This window comes from Leucobacter coleopterorum, from assembly GCF_011382985.1.
Lineage (GTDB): Bacteria > Actinomycetota > Actinomycetes > Actinomycetales > Microbacteriaceae > Leucobacter > Leucobacter coleopterorum.
On sequence record NZ_CP049933.1, the window covers coordinates 2,983,271 to 2,998,315 of the forward strand.

15 protein-coding genes and 2 pseudogenes are annotated in these 15,045 nt (G+C 60.5%); 11 read left to right on the forward strand and 6 right to left on the reverse strand.

Annotated features, from left to right (window positions below):
* Positions 1-155: 155 nt before the first annotated feature.
* The 6 genes from G7066_RS14000 to sdhC are packed head-to-tail and all read right to left on the reverse strand — an operon-like array spanning position 156 to position 6,009.
* Positions 156-1,430 (reverse strand): thymidine phosphorylase, encoded by a 1,275-nt coding sequence (locus G7066_RS14000; RefSeq protein WP_166332090.1) that lies wholly within the window; start codon positions 1,428-1,430, stop codon positions 156-158.
* Between the two features lie 40 nt (positions 1,431-1,470).
* Complete coding sequence (locus G7066_RS14005) at positions 1,471-2,448, reverse strand: YihY/virulence factor BrkB family protein (protein ID WP_166331654.1); 978 nt, start codon at positions 2,446-2,448, stop codon at positions 1,471-1,473.
* Positions 2,449-2,485: 37 nt separating this feature from the next.
* Positions 2,486-3,253, reverse strand: coding sequence for a succinate dehydrogenase iron-sulfur subunit (locus tag G7066_RS14010; RefSeq protein WP_166331655.1), 768 nt, complete (start codon positions 3,251-3,253; stop codon positions 2,486-2,488).
* Positions 3,254-3,255: 2 nt separating this feature from the next.
* On the reverse strand, positions 3,256-5,088 hold the full coding sequence (gene sdhA, locus G7066_RS14015; protein ID WP_166331656.1) for a succinate dehydrogenase flavoprotein subunit: 1,833 nt from the start codon (positions 5,086-5,088) through the stop codon (positions 3,256-3,258).
* 42 nt (positions 5,089-5,130) lie between these two features.
* Complete coding sequence (locus G7066_RS14020) at positions 5,131-5,574, reverse strand: succinate dehydrogenase hydrophobic membrane anchor subunit (protein WP_166331657.1); 444 nt, start codon at positions 5,572-5,574, stop codon at positions 5,131-5,133.
* Between the two features lie 18 nt (positions 5,575-5,592).
* Positions 5,593-6,009 carry a succinate dehydrogenase, cytochrome b556 subunit gene (gene sdhC / locus G7066_RS14025; protein WP_280116176.1) on the reverse strand — a complete coding sequence of 139 codons (417 nt, stop codon included), beginning with the start codon at positions 6,007-6,009 and terminating at the stop codon, positions 5,593-5,595.
* A 431-nt stretch (positions 6,010-6,440) separates the two neighbouring features.
* On the opposite strand from sdhC, the pseudogene G7066_RS14030 reads away from it, so the two are divergent.
* The 11 genes and pseudogenes from G7066_RS14030 (at position 6,441) to G7066_RS16600 (ending at position 14,917) form a co-directional block, all read left to right on the forward strand.
* Positions 6,441-7,570: pseudogene (locus G7066_RS14030) on the forward strand (mannose-1-phosphate guanylyltransferase).
* Positions 7,571-7,860: 290 nt separating this feature from the next.
* Positions 7,861-8,160, forward strand: a complete 300-nt coding sequence (locus G7066_RS14035) for a helix-turn-helix domain-containing protein (protein WP_166331659.1) — start codon at positions 7,861-7,863, stop codon at positions 8,158-8,160.
* Positions 8,161-8,420: 260 nt separating this feature from the next.
* Entirely contained in the window at positions 8,421-9,467 is a 1,047-nt protein-coding gene (locus G7066_RS14040; protein ID WP_166331660.1) for a response regulator, read from the forward strand.
* A complete protein-coding gene (locus tag G7066_RS14045) occupies positions 9,464-10,453 on the forward strand; it encodes an ATP-grasp domain-containing protein (protein WP_166331661.1) in 990 nt (329 codons plus the stop codon). The genes G7066_RS14040 and G7066_RS14045 overlap by 4 nt, the downstream gene beginning before the upstream one ends.
* Complete coding sequence (locus G7066_RS14050; RefSeq protein ID WP_166331662.1) at positions 10,450-11,166, forward strand: PHP domain-containing protein; 717 nt, start codon at positions 10,450-10,452, stop codon at positions 11,164-11,166. The genes G7066_RS14045 and G7066_RS14050 overlap by 4 nt, the downstream gene beginning before the upstream one ends.
* Positions 11,159-12,645 (forward strand): annotated as a pseudogene (locus G7066_RS14055) (glycosyltransferase family 2 protein). The gene G7066_RS14050 and the pseudogene G7066_RS14055 overlap by 8 nt, the downstream one beginning before the upstream one ends.
* Complete coding sequence (locus tag G7066_RS14060) at positions 12,642-12,788, forward strand: hypothetical protein (RefSeq protein ID WP_166331663.1); 147 nt, start codon at positions 12,642-12,644, stop codon at positions 12,786-12,788. The pseudogene G7066_RS14055 and the gene G7066_RS14060 overlap by 4 nt, the downstream one beginning before the upstream one ends.
* Positions 12,785-13,132 (forward strand): response regulator, encoded by a 348-nt coding sequence (locus G7066_RS14065; RefSeq protein WP_166331664.1) that lies wholly within the window; start codon positions 12,785-12,787, stop codon positions 13,130-13,132. The genes G7066_RS14060 and G7066_RS14065 overlap by 4 nt, the downstream gene beginning before the upstream one ends.
* Positions 13,129-13,977, forward strand: a complete 849-nt coding sequence (locus G7066_RS16590; RefSeq protein WP_244303036.1) for a hypothetical protein — start codon at positions 13,129-13,131, stop codon at positions 13,975-13,977. Before G7066_RS14065 ends, G7066_RS16590 begins: the two co-directional genes overlap by 4 nt.
* Positions 13,974-14,639 carry a sensor histidine kinase gene (locus G7066_RS16595; protein WP_244303037.1) on the forward strand — a complete coding sequence of 222 codons (666 nt, stop codon included), beginning with the start codon at positions 13,974-13,976 and terminating at the stop codon, positions 14,637-14,639. The genes G7066_RS16590 and G7066_RS16595 overlap by 4 nt, the downstream gene beginning before the upstream one ends.
* A complete protein-coding gene (locus G7066_RS16600; RefSeq protein ID WP_244303038.1) occupies positions 14,636-14,917 on the forward strand; it encodes a sensor histidine kinase in 282 nt (93 codons plus the stop codon). Before G7066_RS16595 ends, G7066_RS16600 begins: the two co-directional genes overlap by 4 nt.
* Positions 14,918-15,045: the final 128 nt, after the last annotated feature.

A 15,045-nucleotide genomic window follows, 5' to 3' on the forward strand; every position in this document is an offset into this window, starting at 1 on the left:
ACCTCAGGAAGAACCTGAGAGTCCAGGGCTTTGGCAAAGCCGTTGCCAGAGTTGTTGTGGCGTGCTGCTGAGGCGTGCCGACGCTTGCGCTGCCCGCAATTCGGTAGTGTCAGTTTGCCGGTTGCGGTAACCGCAACACGGCACCACCATTCGTTTCAAGCAGCGCCGGCCACCCGGCCCGCGATCAACGGGCGACTCGAAGGAACACTCCCCCCAATTTCCGCCGCTTCACCAAGCAGTCCAAGTCCCCGGGCCATCCGCCCAGCGTTGTCGCTGGCCGCCACAAACAGCGGATCACCGGCGCGCACCCGCTCCCCCGGCTTGACCAACACTTCGACACCGGCAGCGTGATCGACCGAGTCCCCGGGCCGCGCACGGCCAGCGCCCAGACGCCAGGCCGCTACACCCACCTTGTGCGCGTCAACATGCTGCACAATTCCGTCAGCGGCAGCCCGCACGGTCTCCGTTTCACGTGCAACCGGCAACGGTGCATCGGGATCCCCGCCCTGGGCAAGAATCATACGGCGCCAGGCATCCATGGCTGTGCCGTTGGCAAGCGCAGGCTCGGGATCCACATCGCCCCGCCCCGCAAGCTCAAGCATTTCGCGGGCGAGGGCGAGCGTCAGCTCGGTCACGTCGCTCGGACCACCACCAGCGAGCACCTCCACCGACTCACGCACCTCGTTCGCGTTGCCAACGGCTCGTCCGAGCGGAGCATCCATGTCGGTGAGCAGGGCAACCGTGCGCATGCCCGAATCCTGTCCCAAGCGCACCATCGTTTCCGCCAGTTCGCGGGCGTCTGCCATCGAGGCGAGAAAGGCCCCTGATCCAAACTTCACGTCGAGCACCAGTCCATCGGCCCCCTCAGCAATCTTTTTACTCATGATTGATGAGGCAATGAGCGGAACGGAAGCGACGGTGCCCGTGACGTCGCGCAGGGCATACATGGCCCGATCTGCCGGGGCCAGCCCCGATCCCGCAGCGCAAATCACGCCCCCCACCTCGCGCAGCACCTGCTCCATCTCTGTGTTCGAAAGGGCAGCACGCCATCCCGGGATCGACTCGAGCTTGTCGAGCGTGCCGCCTGTGTGCCCGAGGCCCCGCCCCGAGAGCTGCGGCACTGCGACTCCCAGCGAAGCCATCAAAGGTACGAGCGGGAGGGTGATCTTGTCTCCAACTCCGCCCGTCGAGTGCTTGTCGATCGCAGGTCGCCCGAGGCCCGAAAAACTCATGCGCTCACCGCTCGCAATCATCGCCGTCGTGAGTGCCTTGATCTCGCCGCGGTCCATGCCCTGAATCACCACGGCCATCAGCAGCGCACTCATCTGCTCGGGCGCGACCGCGCCACGAACGTAGGCGTCAATGAGCCACTCGATTTCACTCGAATCAAGCGCTTCCGCGAATCGCTTCTTGGTAATGAGGTCGACCATGTCAAAGGACTCGACCTTGTCTATACCCACCCGTTTTGCTTCACTCAATGATGCTCGCCCCCTCAACTGGCATCCCGAACTCGGGGTTTTGCCCGACGGCAATCCAAGAGGCCGTCAACAGCAGTGCTCGACAGATGAAATTGAACCAGAGCAGCAGGCCGATGATCACCGCGAAAGTAGCAAGCAGGGGGTTGCTTGATGCTCCGCCGAGCAGAGCAGTTCCCAGAATCTTCAACCCAAGCAGCGCTACTCCGCCGAGGGCGCACCCACGCAGAAGTGACCATTTGGGCACCTGCACCTCGGCCAGGAAGCGGTGCATCGCGATAAGCACTAGCACGTCAAACGTGTACATCGCGCTGTAGCGAACAAGTGTACCGAGACCACCGAAGAACCAGCTGTCGGCGTCAAGCCCCAGCCAAGCAAACAGGCTTTCGGTGAAGTTCGAGCTCAGTACCGTGAGCGCCGCAGAGACCAGAATGGCCAGAAAAAACCCCATCGCGAGCATCAAGTCACGCAGTTTCAGCAGCAGCGCGCTGCGGTACTGTTTGACTTCAAGTCCAAAGATGATCCGGATCGAGCGACGGGTACCGGTGAACCAGTTCAGCGCCACCCAAATTAACGTCACTCCGGCAATGATGCTTGTCCAGTCAAGAGCTCGTGCACCAAGGAGCACATCAAGGGACACGGCCCCACGCTCGTTACTCTCTGCAAGCAGCCCGGGAATAAAGGTGTTGATCTGCATGACGATGGATTCGAGCAACTCAGTGCGATCCCGCAGCCAAATCCCGAGCACACCAAACCCCACCCAGAGCGCAGCGAACACCGCAAACAGCGCTTGGTAGCTCATGCCGCTCGTGAGTACGTTGCCGCCGACATTCGTGAAGTGCGAAAAAGTTCGCAGCGGCCTCGTACGCTGCATGCGACCCCAGAACCCTTTGCCTTTTGTAAAGGCCGCAGACACGCGCGACGCCCCGGTCTCCTCACCAGATTGGCGCTTAGAAAGTCGGGGCGTCGTCATGTGGCAATGCTAGCGGCCCACACGCAAGTTGTGCAGACTATGCAGTCTTTCCACTCAGGATCGCTGCCTTCACTTCGGCGATCGCCTTGGTCACCTGAATGCCACGGGGGCAGGCGTCGGTGCAGTTAAAGGTCGTGCGGCAACGCCACACACCCTCGGTGTCGTTCAAGATGTCGAGGCGCACCTGCGCGTTGTCGTCGCGCGAGTCGAAGATGAAGCGGTGCGCGTTGACGATGGCGGCGGGGCCGAAGTACTGACCGTCCGTCCAGAACACGGGGCATGACGAGGTGCACGCTGCGCACAAAATGCACTTTGTGGTGTCGTCAAAACGCTCGCGCGCCGCGATGTCTTGGATACGCTCTTTGCCGGCCTCAGGCTTCGAGTTCGCGACAAGGAACGGCTGCACCTCACGGTAGGAAGCGAAGAACGGCTCCATATCGACGATGAGGTCCTTCTCAAGGGGCAGACCCTTGATGGCCTCAACGTAGATCGGCTTCGTGATGTCGAGATCTTTAATCAGGGTCTTGCACGCGAGCCGGTTGCGGCCGTTGATGCGCATCGCGTCGGAGCCGCAGATGCCGTGTGCGCAGGAGCGACGGAACGCGAGCGTGCCGTCAACATCCCACTTAATACGGTGTAGAGCGTCAAGGATGCGGTCCGTTGGATACATCTCGACGTCGAAGTCTTCCCAGTACGCGTCGCGCTCCGACTCTGGGTTGTAGCGACGAATGAGGAGGGTGACAGTAAACGGCTTGGGTGCGTCGGGCGCGGCCGTCGTCGCGGCCTCAGCAGTAGCGGTGCTCATGCCTAGTACTTCCTCTCCATAGGCGGGTAGTTCAATTCGCCCTTGTCGTTCTTCGTAAACACAACCGGCTTCCAATCGAGACGAATGTGGTCCTCGGGATCCGCGGAGTGCGGATCGCCCGAGAGGTACGCCATGGTGTGCTGCATGTACTTCTCATCGTCGCGGTTCGGGTAGTCATCGCGCATGTGACCGCCACGGCTCTCCTTGCGGTTACGCGCCGTGTAGGCGAGCACCTCTGCGAGATCGAGCAAAAAGCCGAGTTCGATCGCCTCAAGCAGGTCGGTGTTGAAGCGCTTGCCGCGATCCTGAACCCCAACGTTCTTGTAGCGCTGGCGCAGGTTGTGGATCACCCCGAGCACCTCGGTCAGCGATTCTTCGGTGCGGAACACCTGGGCGCCGCGATCCATCGCTTCCTGTAGCTCCTTGCGGATGTCTGCGACCCGCTCGGTGCCGGTGCCGGTGCGGAAGTGCTCGACCAGCTCGCGAATCTCCTTCGAGGGATCAGCGGGCAGCTCTACAAACTCGGCACTGTTTGCGTAGTCAGCGGCACGGTTGCCCGAGCGCTTTCCGAAGACATTAATGTCGAGCAGCGAGTTGGTGCCGAGGCGATTTGCACCGTGTACGGAAACGCAGGCGCACTCACCAGCGGCGAAGAGGCCGGGAACGACCGTGTCGTTGTCGCTGAGCACCTCGGCGTCGTTGTTCGTCGGGATGCCGCCCATTGCGTAGTGCGCGGTCGGGAAGACTGGCACGGGCTCGGTGACCGGATCGACACCGAGGTAGGTACGGGCGAACTCGGTAATGTCGGGCAGCTTGGTCTCAAGTACCTCTGCACCGAGGTGGGTGCAGTCGAGATAGACGTAGTCCTTGTGTGGGCCAGCACCGCGTCCGTCGAGCACCTCCTGCACCATGCAGCGGGCGACGATGTCGCGCGGGGCCAGATCCTTAATGGTCGGCGCGTAGCGTTCCATAAACCGCTCGCCACTCGCGTTACGCAGAATCGCTCCCTCACCGCGGGCGCCCTCCGTCAGCAGGATGCCGAGGCCCGCGAGGCCCGTCGGGTGGAACTGGTAGAACTCCATGTCTTCAAGCGGCAGACCCTTGCGCCAGATGATGCCGACGCCGTCACCGGTCAGGGTGTGCGCATTAGATGTTGTCTTGAAGATCTTGCCGAAGCCGCCGGTCGCGAACACGATCGACTTGGCCTGGAAGACGTGGAGGTCACCCGTGGAGAGCTCGTAGGCGACGACGCCCGAGGGGCGCTTCTTGCCGTTCTCCTCGGTCATAACGAGATCAAGCACGTAGAACTCGTTAAAGAAGTTGACGCCGAGCTTGACGCAGTTCTGGAACAGCGTCTGCAGAATCATGTGACCGGTGCGGTCAGCGGCGTAGCAAGCGCGGCGCACGGGAGCCTTGCCGTGGTCACGCGTGTGTCCGCCGAAGCGACGCTGGTCAATCTTGCCCTCTTCGGTGCGGTTGAAGGGCAGGCCCATGTTCTCGAGATCGATGACCGCGTCGATGGCCTCCTTCGCGAGAATCTCAGCCGCGTCCTGGTCAACGAGGTAGTCGCCACCCTTGACCGTGTCGAAGGTGTGCCACTCCCAGTTGTCGTCCTCGACGTTGGCGAGCGCCGCAGCCATGCCACCCTGCGCTGCACCGGTGTGCGAACGGGTCGGGTACAGCTTCGTGATGACGGCGGTCTTGGCCTTCGGGCCAGCCTCGATGGCGGCCCGCATGCCCGCGCCGCCAGCGCCGACAATCACAACGTCGAACTGGTGGTAGGTGACGCCGTCCTTGACGGTCACTTCCTCGCCCTCGTGGGTGTTGGTGGTCACGTGAATCCTATCTTCCGTACAGGTGGGGTGCGTAAGCGCAGATTAGCGAGTCGCGCAGAATGATGCGACGAGCGAGGGATCCGCTCCAGCGGGGCAAGGATCAAGCGTGTAGATCACAAAGGTGCCCAGCAGAATCAGCAGCGCAGCCGACAGGAAAAGCGCGACCTTAAATGCCTTTGCGAGACCCGGGCGCGATACGTAGTCATTCACGATCGTGCGCATGCCGTTTGCGCCGTGGATCAGTGCGAGCCACAGCAGGAGGGTGTCCCACACCATCCAGAACGGATTTGAGAGCTTGCCGCCAACAAAACCGAAGTCGATCGCGTGAACACCGTCACCGATCATCAGGTTCGAGAACAGGTGGCCGAACACCAGCACTACGAGCAGCACGCCCGAGACGCGCATGTACACCCAGCCCCATTTTTCCCAGTTGGTGCGCTTCTTTGCCGGCGTCTGTGAACGCGGGGAATCAATCGTCATAGTCATGTTTTTCTCGCCCCTCGCCTAGTGACCGAACACGTTCATCAGGTGACGCGGCAGGAAGCCAGCCATGGTGATGACCCATGCCACGATCACTATCCAGAACATCACTCGCTGGTACTGAGCACCCTTGCGCCAGTAGTCGACAAGAATGATTCGGATTCCGTTGAATGCGTGGAACACAATCGCGGCGACAAGAGCCGCCTCACCGAGACCCATGATAGGCGTCTTGTAGGTGCTCATGACGGCGTTGTACGCCTCTGGACTCACGCGAATAAGCGCGGTATCGAGCACGTGCACGAGCAAAAAGAAGAAGATGGCGACGCCGGTGATGCGATGCAACACCCACGACCACATTCCCTCGTTGCCACGATAGAGCGTGCCACCCGGGCGACTCTTTTTCTTCGCCGCCGGTGCGACCTCTGCCGTTTGGCCTGACACGAGCATCCTCCTTGGTCCTGCTTCGTCGAGTTGTTGCTCGACAGCTGACAACGCGAAATCTAACCGGAGTGCGGGCATCGTTGCACCCACATTAACCTTGGGTTGAGAATCCACTGCGTCCCTATTATGTCACCATTCGGGGCGAGGCTTGGCACGCTGCGGGCTCTGACACGTTCGGCGAGACTTTTCAAATGAGCCAATACCGATTCATAGACCTGAGCCACACGCTTTGCGAAGCCCCCATAACACTTGTCGGTGCGCCAGCTCCTTCCATCGCCTCGCATCTGCGCAAGGGGGAGAGACACTATTGACCGCGGCGCCGCCAAAGTTTGTGGGAACCGGCACTTTTACTGTTCGCGAGTTCACGAAGACCCTGCGATGGAGGCTGCCAACCCAGCCTCCCCAGATACTCCCTCGTTAGGCTTACCCTTATGCCCAAGGCAACTACTCACCCCTCCGCACTCGACCGGCTCACCTGCGTTATCCCTGCTGGTGGTGTGGGATCACGGCTGTGGCCCTCTCTCGCGCAAACGCCCCCAAGTTTCTACTCGACCTCACCGGCTCCGGTGATTCCCTTTTGCGGGCAACGTGGGATCGCCTCGCTCCTGTGGCACCGCCCGAGCGAATCATGGTGGTCACCGGTAACGCACACCGCGATTCCGTCGCGGCACAACTGCCCGAATTACTGCCCGAAAACCTCGTGACCGAGAGCGAGCCCAAAGACTCCTCTGCCGCCATCGGCCTTGCCGCAGCGATCCTCGAACTGCGCGATCCCGATGCCATCCTCGGTTCTTTCGCCGCCGACCACGTCATTCGCGGCGACGTACTCTTCCAGCGCGCGGTCGCAACGGCGGCGCAGGCGGCCGACCAGGGATACATTGCGACAATAGGGATCCACCCCTCGCACCCGGCTACTGGTTTTGGCTACATCGCCTGCGGCTCTGCTCGCGGCGACCTCGCACCCTTCGATGTGTACGAGGTCACCGAGTTTGTGGAGAAGCCAAGCGCCGAGAAGGCGAGCGAATACTTGGAGGCGGGTGGTTACCTCTGGAATGCTGGCATGTTCATCGCCAAGGCCTCGGTGCTGCTCGATCAAATGGCGCTGGCAGAGCCAGACATGGTGCGTTCGCTGCGCGAAATGGCGGCGGCGTGGGGCACTGAGCGCAGCGCAGAAGCGCGCGAGCGCCTCTGGCCAGTCCTGCCAAAGATCGCCATCGACTACACCGTTGCCGAGCCAGCGGCTGCGGCGAGCAAAATGGTGTGTGTCGCCGCTCACTTCGACTGGGACGACGTTGGCGACTTTGCCAGCGTGGCTAATCTACTCACGCGTGGCCGTGGAAGTGACCTCGCCGTGCTCGGAGATGGCGCCCAGGTGCTATCAGATGCGTCAAGCGGCATTGTTGTCTCTGAGAGCGATCGCCTAGTGGCCCTCGTTGGCATGGAAGACGTGGTGGTCGTTGACACCGCTGACGTGCTGCTCGTCACTTCGAAGAGCCGTGCGCAAGACGTCAAGAGCCTGGTTAACCGTATGAAGGTCTCGGGCGGCGGGCACTTGCTCTAGCAGTACCGGCCACTTCGCTCGGCGCAAATCGGGAACGTAGAGTGCGCCGAACGCGCAAACCCAGCACTGTCCAGGATCGCGCACTCACCCAGGGTGAACAGAATTGTGGTCCCGTAATGCTGCGGGCCAGCCTCAGAGAGAGCGGAGGTTGTGTCCGCCATGACATCTCCGCGTTACTGCGTCAATACGCGAGATCACGAGCACCCAAAAAGCACTTATACAGCCTAATCACAAATGACCTGCGCATGTACTCCCTGGCAACCATTCTCCAGTTCGAGCAGTCTAGTGCGGTGCCCAAAACCCACTCAGTCGCAGCTGTTGAAATCGGCCGCCGTATTCGAGAGGTAAGGCAGTTGCTCGGCATATCGCTCGAAGATCTCGGTGAGCTCTCTGAGATTGGCTGGACGAGCATCGGCCGAATCGAGCGTGGAGTTTCAAGTCCGAATGCAGAAACCCTGGTGCGTCTCGCAACGGCACTCGAAGTTGATCCCGGCCAATTCTTAACCGGCATCACGGCCTCAGACTACGGCCTACGCACACACCAGATCACCGTCCATGACCTCATCAAGGCGCGTCGCGAGCAGGGTTAAGTCACGGGCCCCCTGCCTCCTTTACAACGCTGAGGACCAGCTGAAATGATCAGGGCGGCAAAGGACAACAGCGACTCCACGCTCTGCTTATATCCGACTCTGAATTACGGCCCGGCAGGAGACCCGGTTACAACCCTCGGCCGCACGGGTCGAACCGACAAAACAAATCACCCGTTCCGGGCAAATGTCGTCAATAAAAGCTTTCAAACACCAAGTTCTCCTCTGTGCAATAATCGCAAGAGGATGGTGAAGGAGGGGGCATGCCACTATCAGTTCCTCACGTACTGGTTGTCGATGACGATCCCGATGTTGCGCTTCTCGTCAAGACACTGCTCGAACGTCGCGCTGGGTGCACTGTAGAGGTCGCAACAGACGGCATCAGCGCGGTGAAACTCGCTGTCGAGACCCAGCCAGATGTTGTGGTGACCGATATTGAAATGCCCGGACTCAACGGCCTCGAACTCGTCGAGGAATTGCGACAGAAGATCCCCGGAATTCCTATCATTGTGATGACCGCGCACGTCTCCGTAGACTACGCGGTGTCAGCGCTTCGGGCGCAGGCAGACGAGTTCCTCACAAAGCCCCTCGACAACGCTCGCCTCATTGAAACAGTCAAACGCCTGGCAGCCGAGGGCCGGAGTCGGCGTGCGGTACAGCGCACTCCCGAGACAGTTCTTGCGATTGGTGCGCATCCCGATGACGTAGAGATCGGAGCCGGCGGGATCCTCGCCGCCCACGCCCACGCAGGCGACAACATCACGATCCTCACAATGTCTCGGGGTGATCGTGGCGGCAATGCAAACGATCGACAGGGTGAATCGCTCGCGGCAGCCGAACTGCTGGGTGCACGGCTGTTCTTGAAAGACCTGATCGACACTGAGATTTCAAGCGGCGGTGCAACTGTTCGGCTGATCGAAGAGGTTGTGCAAGAAGTGCAACCGACGATCGTGTACACGCACTCCAGCCATGATCGGCACCAGGATCACCGGGCAGTGAGCGAGGCAACAATTGTCGCGACTCGCAAGATTGGCACAGTCGCCTGTTATCAAAGCCCCTCCGCGACAATCGACTACCGGCCAACGCGATTTATTCGCATCGAGCAGTTCTTAGATGAGAAGCTCGAGTTGCTGAAGTGTTACGAGTCGCAGGTACTGAGCCGCGACTATCTTGCGCCCGACTTCGTCACGGCCACCGCCCGCTACTGGACCCGCTTCGGCGGCGGTACAGCAGTGGAACCACTTGAGGTGGTTCGGGAGAGCTCAGAGCTTGCTCGCGCCCGCGAGCACCTTCGACAGGAGAGTCAATGACCACTCGCGTACTGGTTACAGGCGCTGGCGGCCCCGCAGGAGTTGCAGTGATTCGATCACTGCTCAAGCGAGCAGACCTCACAGTGTTTGCAGCCGACATGGACGGTTGGGCAAGTGGCCTGTACCTGGTACCCGCCGAGCAACGCCGCCTCGTACCGCCCGGCCGCAACGACGATTTTGTGCCAGCCCTCAGCCGAATAGTCGCCGAGGATCAACTCGACCTCGTCATCTCGACGGTTGACGTTGAGTTGCTTGCTGTTGTTGACCGCCGCGACGAGCTCGCGCCGGCGGTGTTGGCTGCACCCTCTAGAGAGACACTGCAGGTTTCGCTTGACAAGTTGACCCTCGCGGAGCGCTGCGCAGACACAGGGCGTGCTCCACGCACGGAGCTCGCTGGACCAGACGCGCTCGCTGTCGAGTGGGAGTTCCCCGCGTTTGCTAAGCCTCGCCAAGGTGCAGGCAGCCGTGGGATTCGTATGGTTCAGGATCGCGCGGCACTTGAGGCGCTGCCGCTCGACGAGGGCCTGATCGTGCAAGATTTGCTGCCGGGCGAGGAGTACTCAGTTGATGTCATCGCCGACGCAGCTGGCAACGTGGTCGCGGCGGTGCCTCGCACCCGTGCACGTGTCGACTCGGGTGTTGCGATCGCTGGTCGCACACTGCACGACCCCGAGCTCCAAGAGACGGCGGCTGCTGTCGCCGAGGCCATCGGTCTCGTGGGCGTTGCAAATGTGCAACTGCGACGGGATCGCTCGGGTCGCGCAATGCTGCTCGAAGTGAACCCTCGTTTTCCGGGGGCGCTGCCCCTCACTATCGCTGCCGGGGTCGATATTCCGTCGCTTGTGGTCGACCTTTTCCTTGGCAGAGACATCCCCGCGAAAGTGCCGTTCGCAGAGATCGCGACCGTGCGATATCTTGAGGACGTCATCATCACGGTTGACGAAGTGCTGGAGTCAGCTCACGCAGGGCACCAGGATGAACTATGACAGCTGCACTTCTGCGCGGTGACCATCACGTTCACTCAACTTTTTCTGATGATGCCACTTCAACGCTCGAAGAAAATGTCGTCGCGGCAGTGCGGGCGGGCCTCGACACTGTTCGTCTCGTCGATCACGTTCGCGGCAGCACCACCTGGGTACCCGAGTACCTCGCGGCGGTGCGCGCGTTGCCCGTTCCCGACGGACTGAGCATTCTCACCGGAGTAGAAACCAAGGTGCTCGATGTTTCTGGAGCACTTGATCTCCCGGCGCTGCCTGCCGGGATCGACCGCATCCTGATCGCCGACCACCAATTTCCCAGCGGCGAGGGTCCTCTGTCACCGAGCACCGTCGTGGAACGCCTGGCAACGGGATGGTCGACCGAAGACGCTCTCGATGAGCTGGTCACCTCACTGGTACAGGCAATGCGACGCTACCCCGGCAACCAGCTTGCGCACTGCTTTTCGATCCTACCCAAGGTCGGCCTCAGCGAGAGTCAACTCGGCAGCGAGCGCCTTGCGGTCTGGGCCGAGACCGCTGCGGCCACAGATACCCATGTTGAGATCAACGAGAAGTGGGGCTGCCCCCTGCCCGCGACCCTGGCAGCGCTGCGGCGATCCGGAGCCACCTTGGTTGCCTCAACCGATAGCCACAAGGCGGAAGACGTCGGCCGATACCGCCGCGTGCCCGAGATTCTGGGATCCGTGAGCATCCATGGGTGACTCCAACTGGCCGCAGGTTACACTCATCGTCTTCTTGTTGGTGTGTGTGTTCCTGGGCACTACACCGGTGCTCAACACCGCGCTCCAATTCTTAGTATTACCCCTCCACTCAGTGAGGAACCATTACCGCCGCGCCGCACCGTACTTTCCGAATGTCGCGGTAATTGTTCCCGCCTGGAACGAAGCACTGGTTATTGGGGCGTCCATTGATCGACTCTTGACCCTGGGGTATCCGGCGGAGCGTCTACGCATATACGTCGTCGACGATGCCTCAACCGATGACACCCCCGTCGTTGTGCTTGACAAGGCTGCCGAGCACCCCGGCCGTGTGGTTCACCTGCGCCGCGATGTGGGGGCGAGGGTAAAGCGCACACGCTCAACCATGGCATCTCCCGTGTGCTCGCGGAACCGTGGGCGGAAGCGATCCTCATCATGGATGCTGACGTGATCTTCGCGCACGATTCGCTCCGTAAAATGACCCGCCACCTCGCAGATAAGCGGGTTGGCGCTGTAACCGCATACATCGCAGAGGGCAGCGATGATCGCAACTACCTCACCCGCTTTATCGGTGTGGAATACATCATCGCCCAGCTCGCTTCACGACGTGCACAGAATGTACTCGGGGCGATCGCGTGCCTTGCTGGCGGGGCACAACTCCACTCGCGCAGCAACCTCGAAGCCATCGGCGGCAAGATCCCCACCGGCACACTCGCCGAAGACACAATGACAACCTTTGAGAGTCAGCTCAATGGGCGACGTATGGTGTTCGAGCCGCACGCAAAGGTGTACGCGGAAGAACCCCGGTCATTGGACGCACTGTGGAAGCAGCGCCTACGCTGGGCGCGCGGCAACGTGCAGTTGACCTCGATCTACAAACGGGTGTGGTTTCGGCCAAGCCGCAAACATCACCTAGGCAGCATTCCATTTGGGTTGAGCTGGTTCAGCATTCTGCTGCTACCGGCGTGGATGCTGCTCGCGTCGTTCTCGCTACTCGCGCTGCTACTCATGGACACCACTCTCGACGAGGTTGCTTTCCGCTTCACCTGGATCGCCGCAGCGTGTACCTACATCTTCTCAATGGGGTTTTCAGTGCAGCTAGATCCCGCGCACGGCCTCAGGTCCTGGCGAGAAGCTCTGCTGTTTCCGGGAGTCGGGGCGATGCTCGTGATGACGATCGCGATCTTCCCAAGGACCTCCGGGCTTGCAATGACCGACCTCTTTGGAAACACCTCTGAGCAGAGCCGGTTTGCCTTCACGATTCTGCTTTATCTGTGGGGGCCAATCTCTATGTTGGGCGCCTGGGTTGCGCGCCTCGTTGAGGGTCTGCCAGGGGGACGATTCTTCACCGGGTTACTCATTTACTTTTTCGGATACGGATCACTGCTGTGCGCGATTACAGTTGACTCATACATAAAGGAATGGCGCCGCGCCGACGCCTCATGGGTGAAGACCGAGAAGGTGGGAAGGGTCGTGTCATGAACGAACAATCCTCACATGCTAAACACGGCACAGACGAGATCACTCGCGACGCACGCAAAGAGCTGTGGTTGATCCCGCAGGCTCTATTGGCGTTCGCCGTGGTGGCCGCAATCGCCGTCGTGCGAGAGTTGGTGTTGCGATGAATGCTCGCCCACTCGCGCTTGTTGTTGAAGACAGCGACGATCAATCAGCACTGCTGCGGCACCTTCTTGAGCGTCAGGGGTATGAGGTCTTCAGCGCAGCCAATGCAGAAGTTGCCGTGGCCGCCTTTGTGAACATCAAGCCACGCATTGCGATCCTCGACCTTCGCCTGCCCGGCATGAGCGGAACGGAGTGCGCTCGACTCGTGCGAGAGCGTTTTCCCGGTTGCTTTATTATCGTCAGCTCCGTCCTCGACGTGAGAGACTACCCTGCCGCCGATGCCGCTCTACCGAAGCCGATCACGGGTGCAGATCTACGCAAGCTACTTGAGGGGCTAGCTCCGTGACCGCAGCGGACGAGAGCGCCGTCGAAGACCGCTGGTATCGGGCGTTCTCACGCGCCACACCACTCGTCAAACAGCTGCCCAACACGATAGCGATGACGGTTGCGCTCATCCTCACCTTTGGAGTGCCGGATCTGCCGATCACCAACCTCGCGGTCACGCTCTGGAGTGGGGCCGTCATCTTTGTTGCCACGGCCTACGCAGCGGTCCTCAGCTGGCGACATCGGCTAGACGGCATCCTCGTCTTTATCATTCCGATCATCGACATCATTGGCTTTGGCATGCTGCGGGCTGGCACAGGCGCTAGCCTGTCGATTTTTGCGTCACTCGTGCTCATACCAGTGGTCTGGCTCGCAACGGCACCGGGCATTCGCTACGTTTTTTTGATCCTCTGCATGAGCTCACTCATCATCTTGACGCCCTACTTCGTAGATCCGCCCTCCACCTATGCGGATTGGCTACGAGGCGTCATCGCACCAATCGTCTTCGCAGCGGCAGCCGCCATTGTGAACGTGCTGTCGCAACAACAACGTCGACGGGCTGAGCAAGCAGAGGAACTTGTGAACGAGCGTACCAAGGCGCTCAACGAAAACGTCGAGATGATCACTCAGCTACGCACGAGTGAGCAGCAGTACCGCACGCTGCTCGAATCGTTTGAGAGCCTGTGGTCGTCGATCACAGCACAGGCAGTCATCGCAACGGATTGCCGAGGCACCATCGAGGCGTGGAATCCGGGGCCGAACGTATGCTCGGGCTCAGCTCTGCGGAAGCGCTCGACAGCGTGCGGATCGACCGCTTCTTCCCCTCATCTGTGCTCACGATGCTCGCGGATCAACACCCAGACGTGAGTCACCCCCACGCCCCGGTCGATATGCCCGCGGGAATACAGGCTCTCTTTGCCCGCGCAGACACCGACACACCGGTCGAGGACGACATAGATATTGCCACAGCGGGTGGATCGACCGTACCCGCTCGAATCACGGTCACTCCTCGCAAGAGTGGCACGGGCGAACAACGCGGATACTTACTTGTGGTCACCGATGAGACGCGTTCCGTAGAGGTCGCGCGAATGAAGGATGATTTCGTTGGGATGATTTCTCACGAGCTGCGAACTCCACTCAGCGCGATTATTGGCTTCATCGACCTGCTGCGCAACGACCCCGAGACACCACTTACAGCCGAGCAAAACGAGTTCGTGAGCATCATTGAGCGCAACGCGCAGCGCCTCCTCTCTCTCGTAGGTGACCTGCTCTTCACAGCACAGGTCGAATCTGGGCGCTTTCCGCTTGAGCCACAAAGCATCGACATGTGCGAATCCGTGCGGTCGGCTGTCCGTTCAGCGACACCGCACGCCCAAAGAGAGGGAATCACCCTCTCAGCGGAACTCCCCGAAGAACCGGTCACTATGTCGGTCGACCCGGGCCGCATAGGCCAAGCCCTCGACAATCTGCTCTCGAACGCGATTAAATTCACTCCTCGCGATGGTCAGGTGACCGCGGGATTGAAGTGAACCCCGACGAGGTTGTGCTCTACGTTCGAGATACCGGGCTTGGTATTCCAAAAGATGAACAGGGCATGCTTTACAACCGGTTCTTCCGCGCCTCAACGGCAACCAGAAACGCGGTACCTGGAGTCGGACTCGGTCTCACCATCACAAGGGCCATCGTCATCGCACACGGTGGCACCATGGAATTTACGAGTGAGGTTGGTGAGGGAACCGAGTTCCGAATGATGTTGCCTCTTGCCTCGAGTTCCGAGGCCTCTCAAGTAAGCGCTGCAAGCAACTAGGCACCTCAAACATAATTAGGCCGGAACCAAGTCCCCCACTTGGTTCCGGCCTGGACCCCACACTCTCGGCTGTCTCGCTCGAAGCGTATCCACCGGGACTGTGTGTCCCCCTTCTTTCGGGTTCTCCC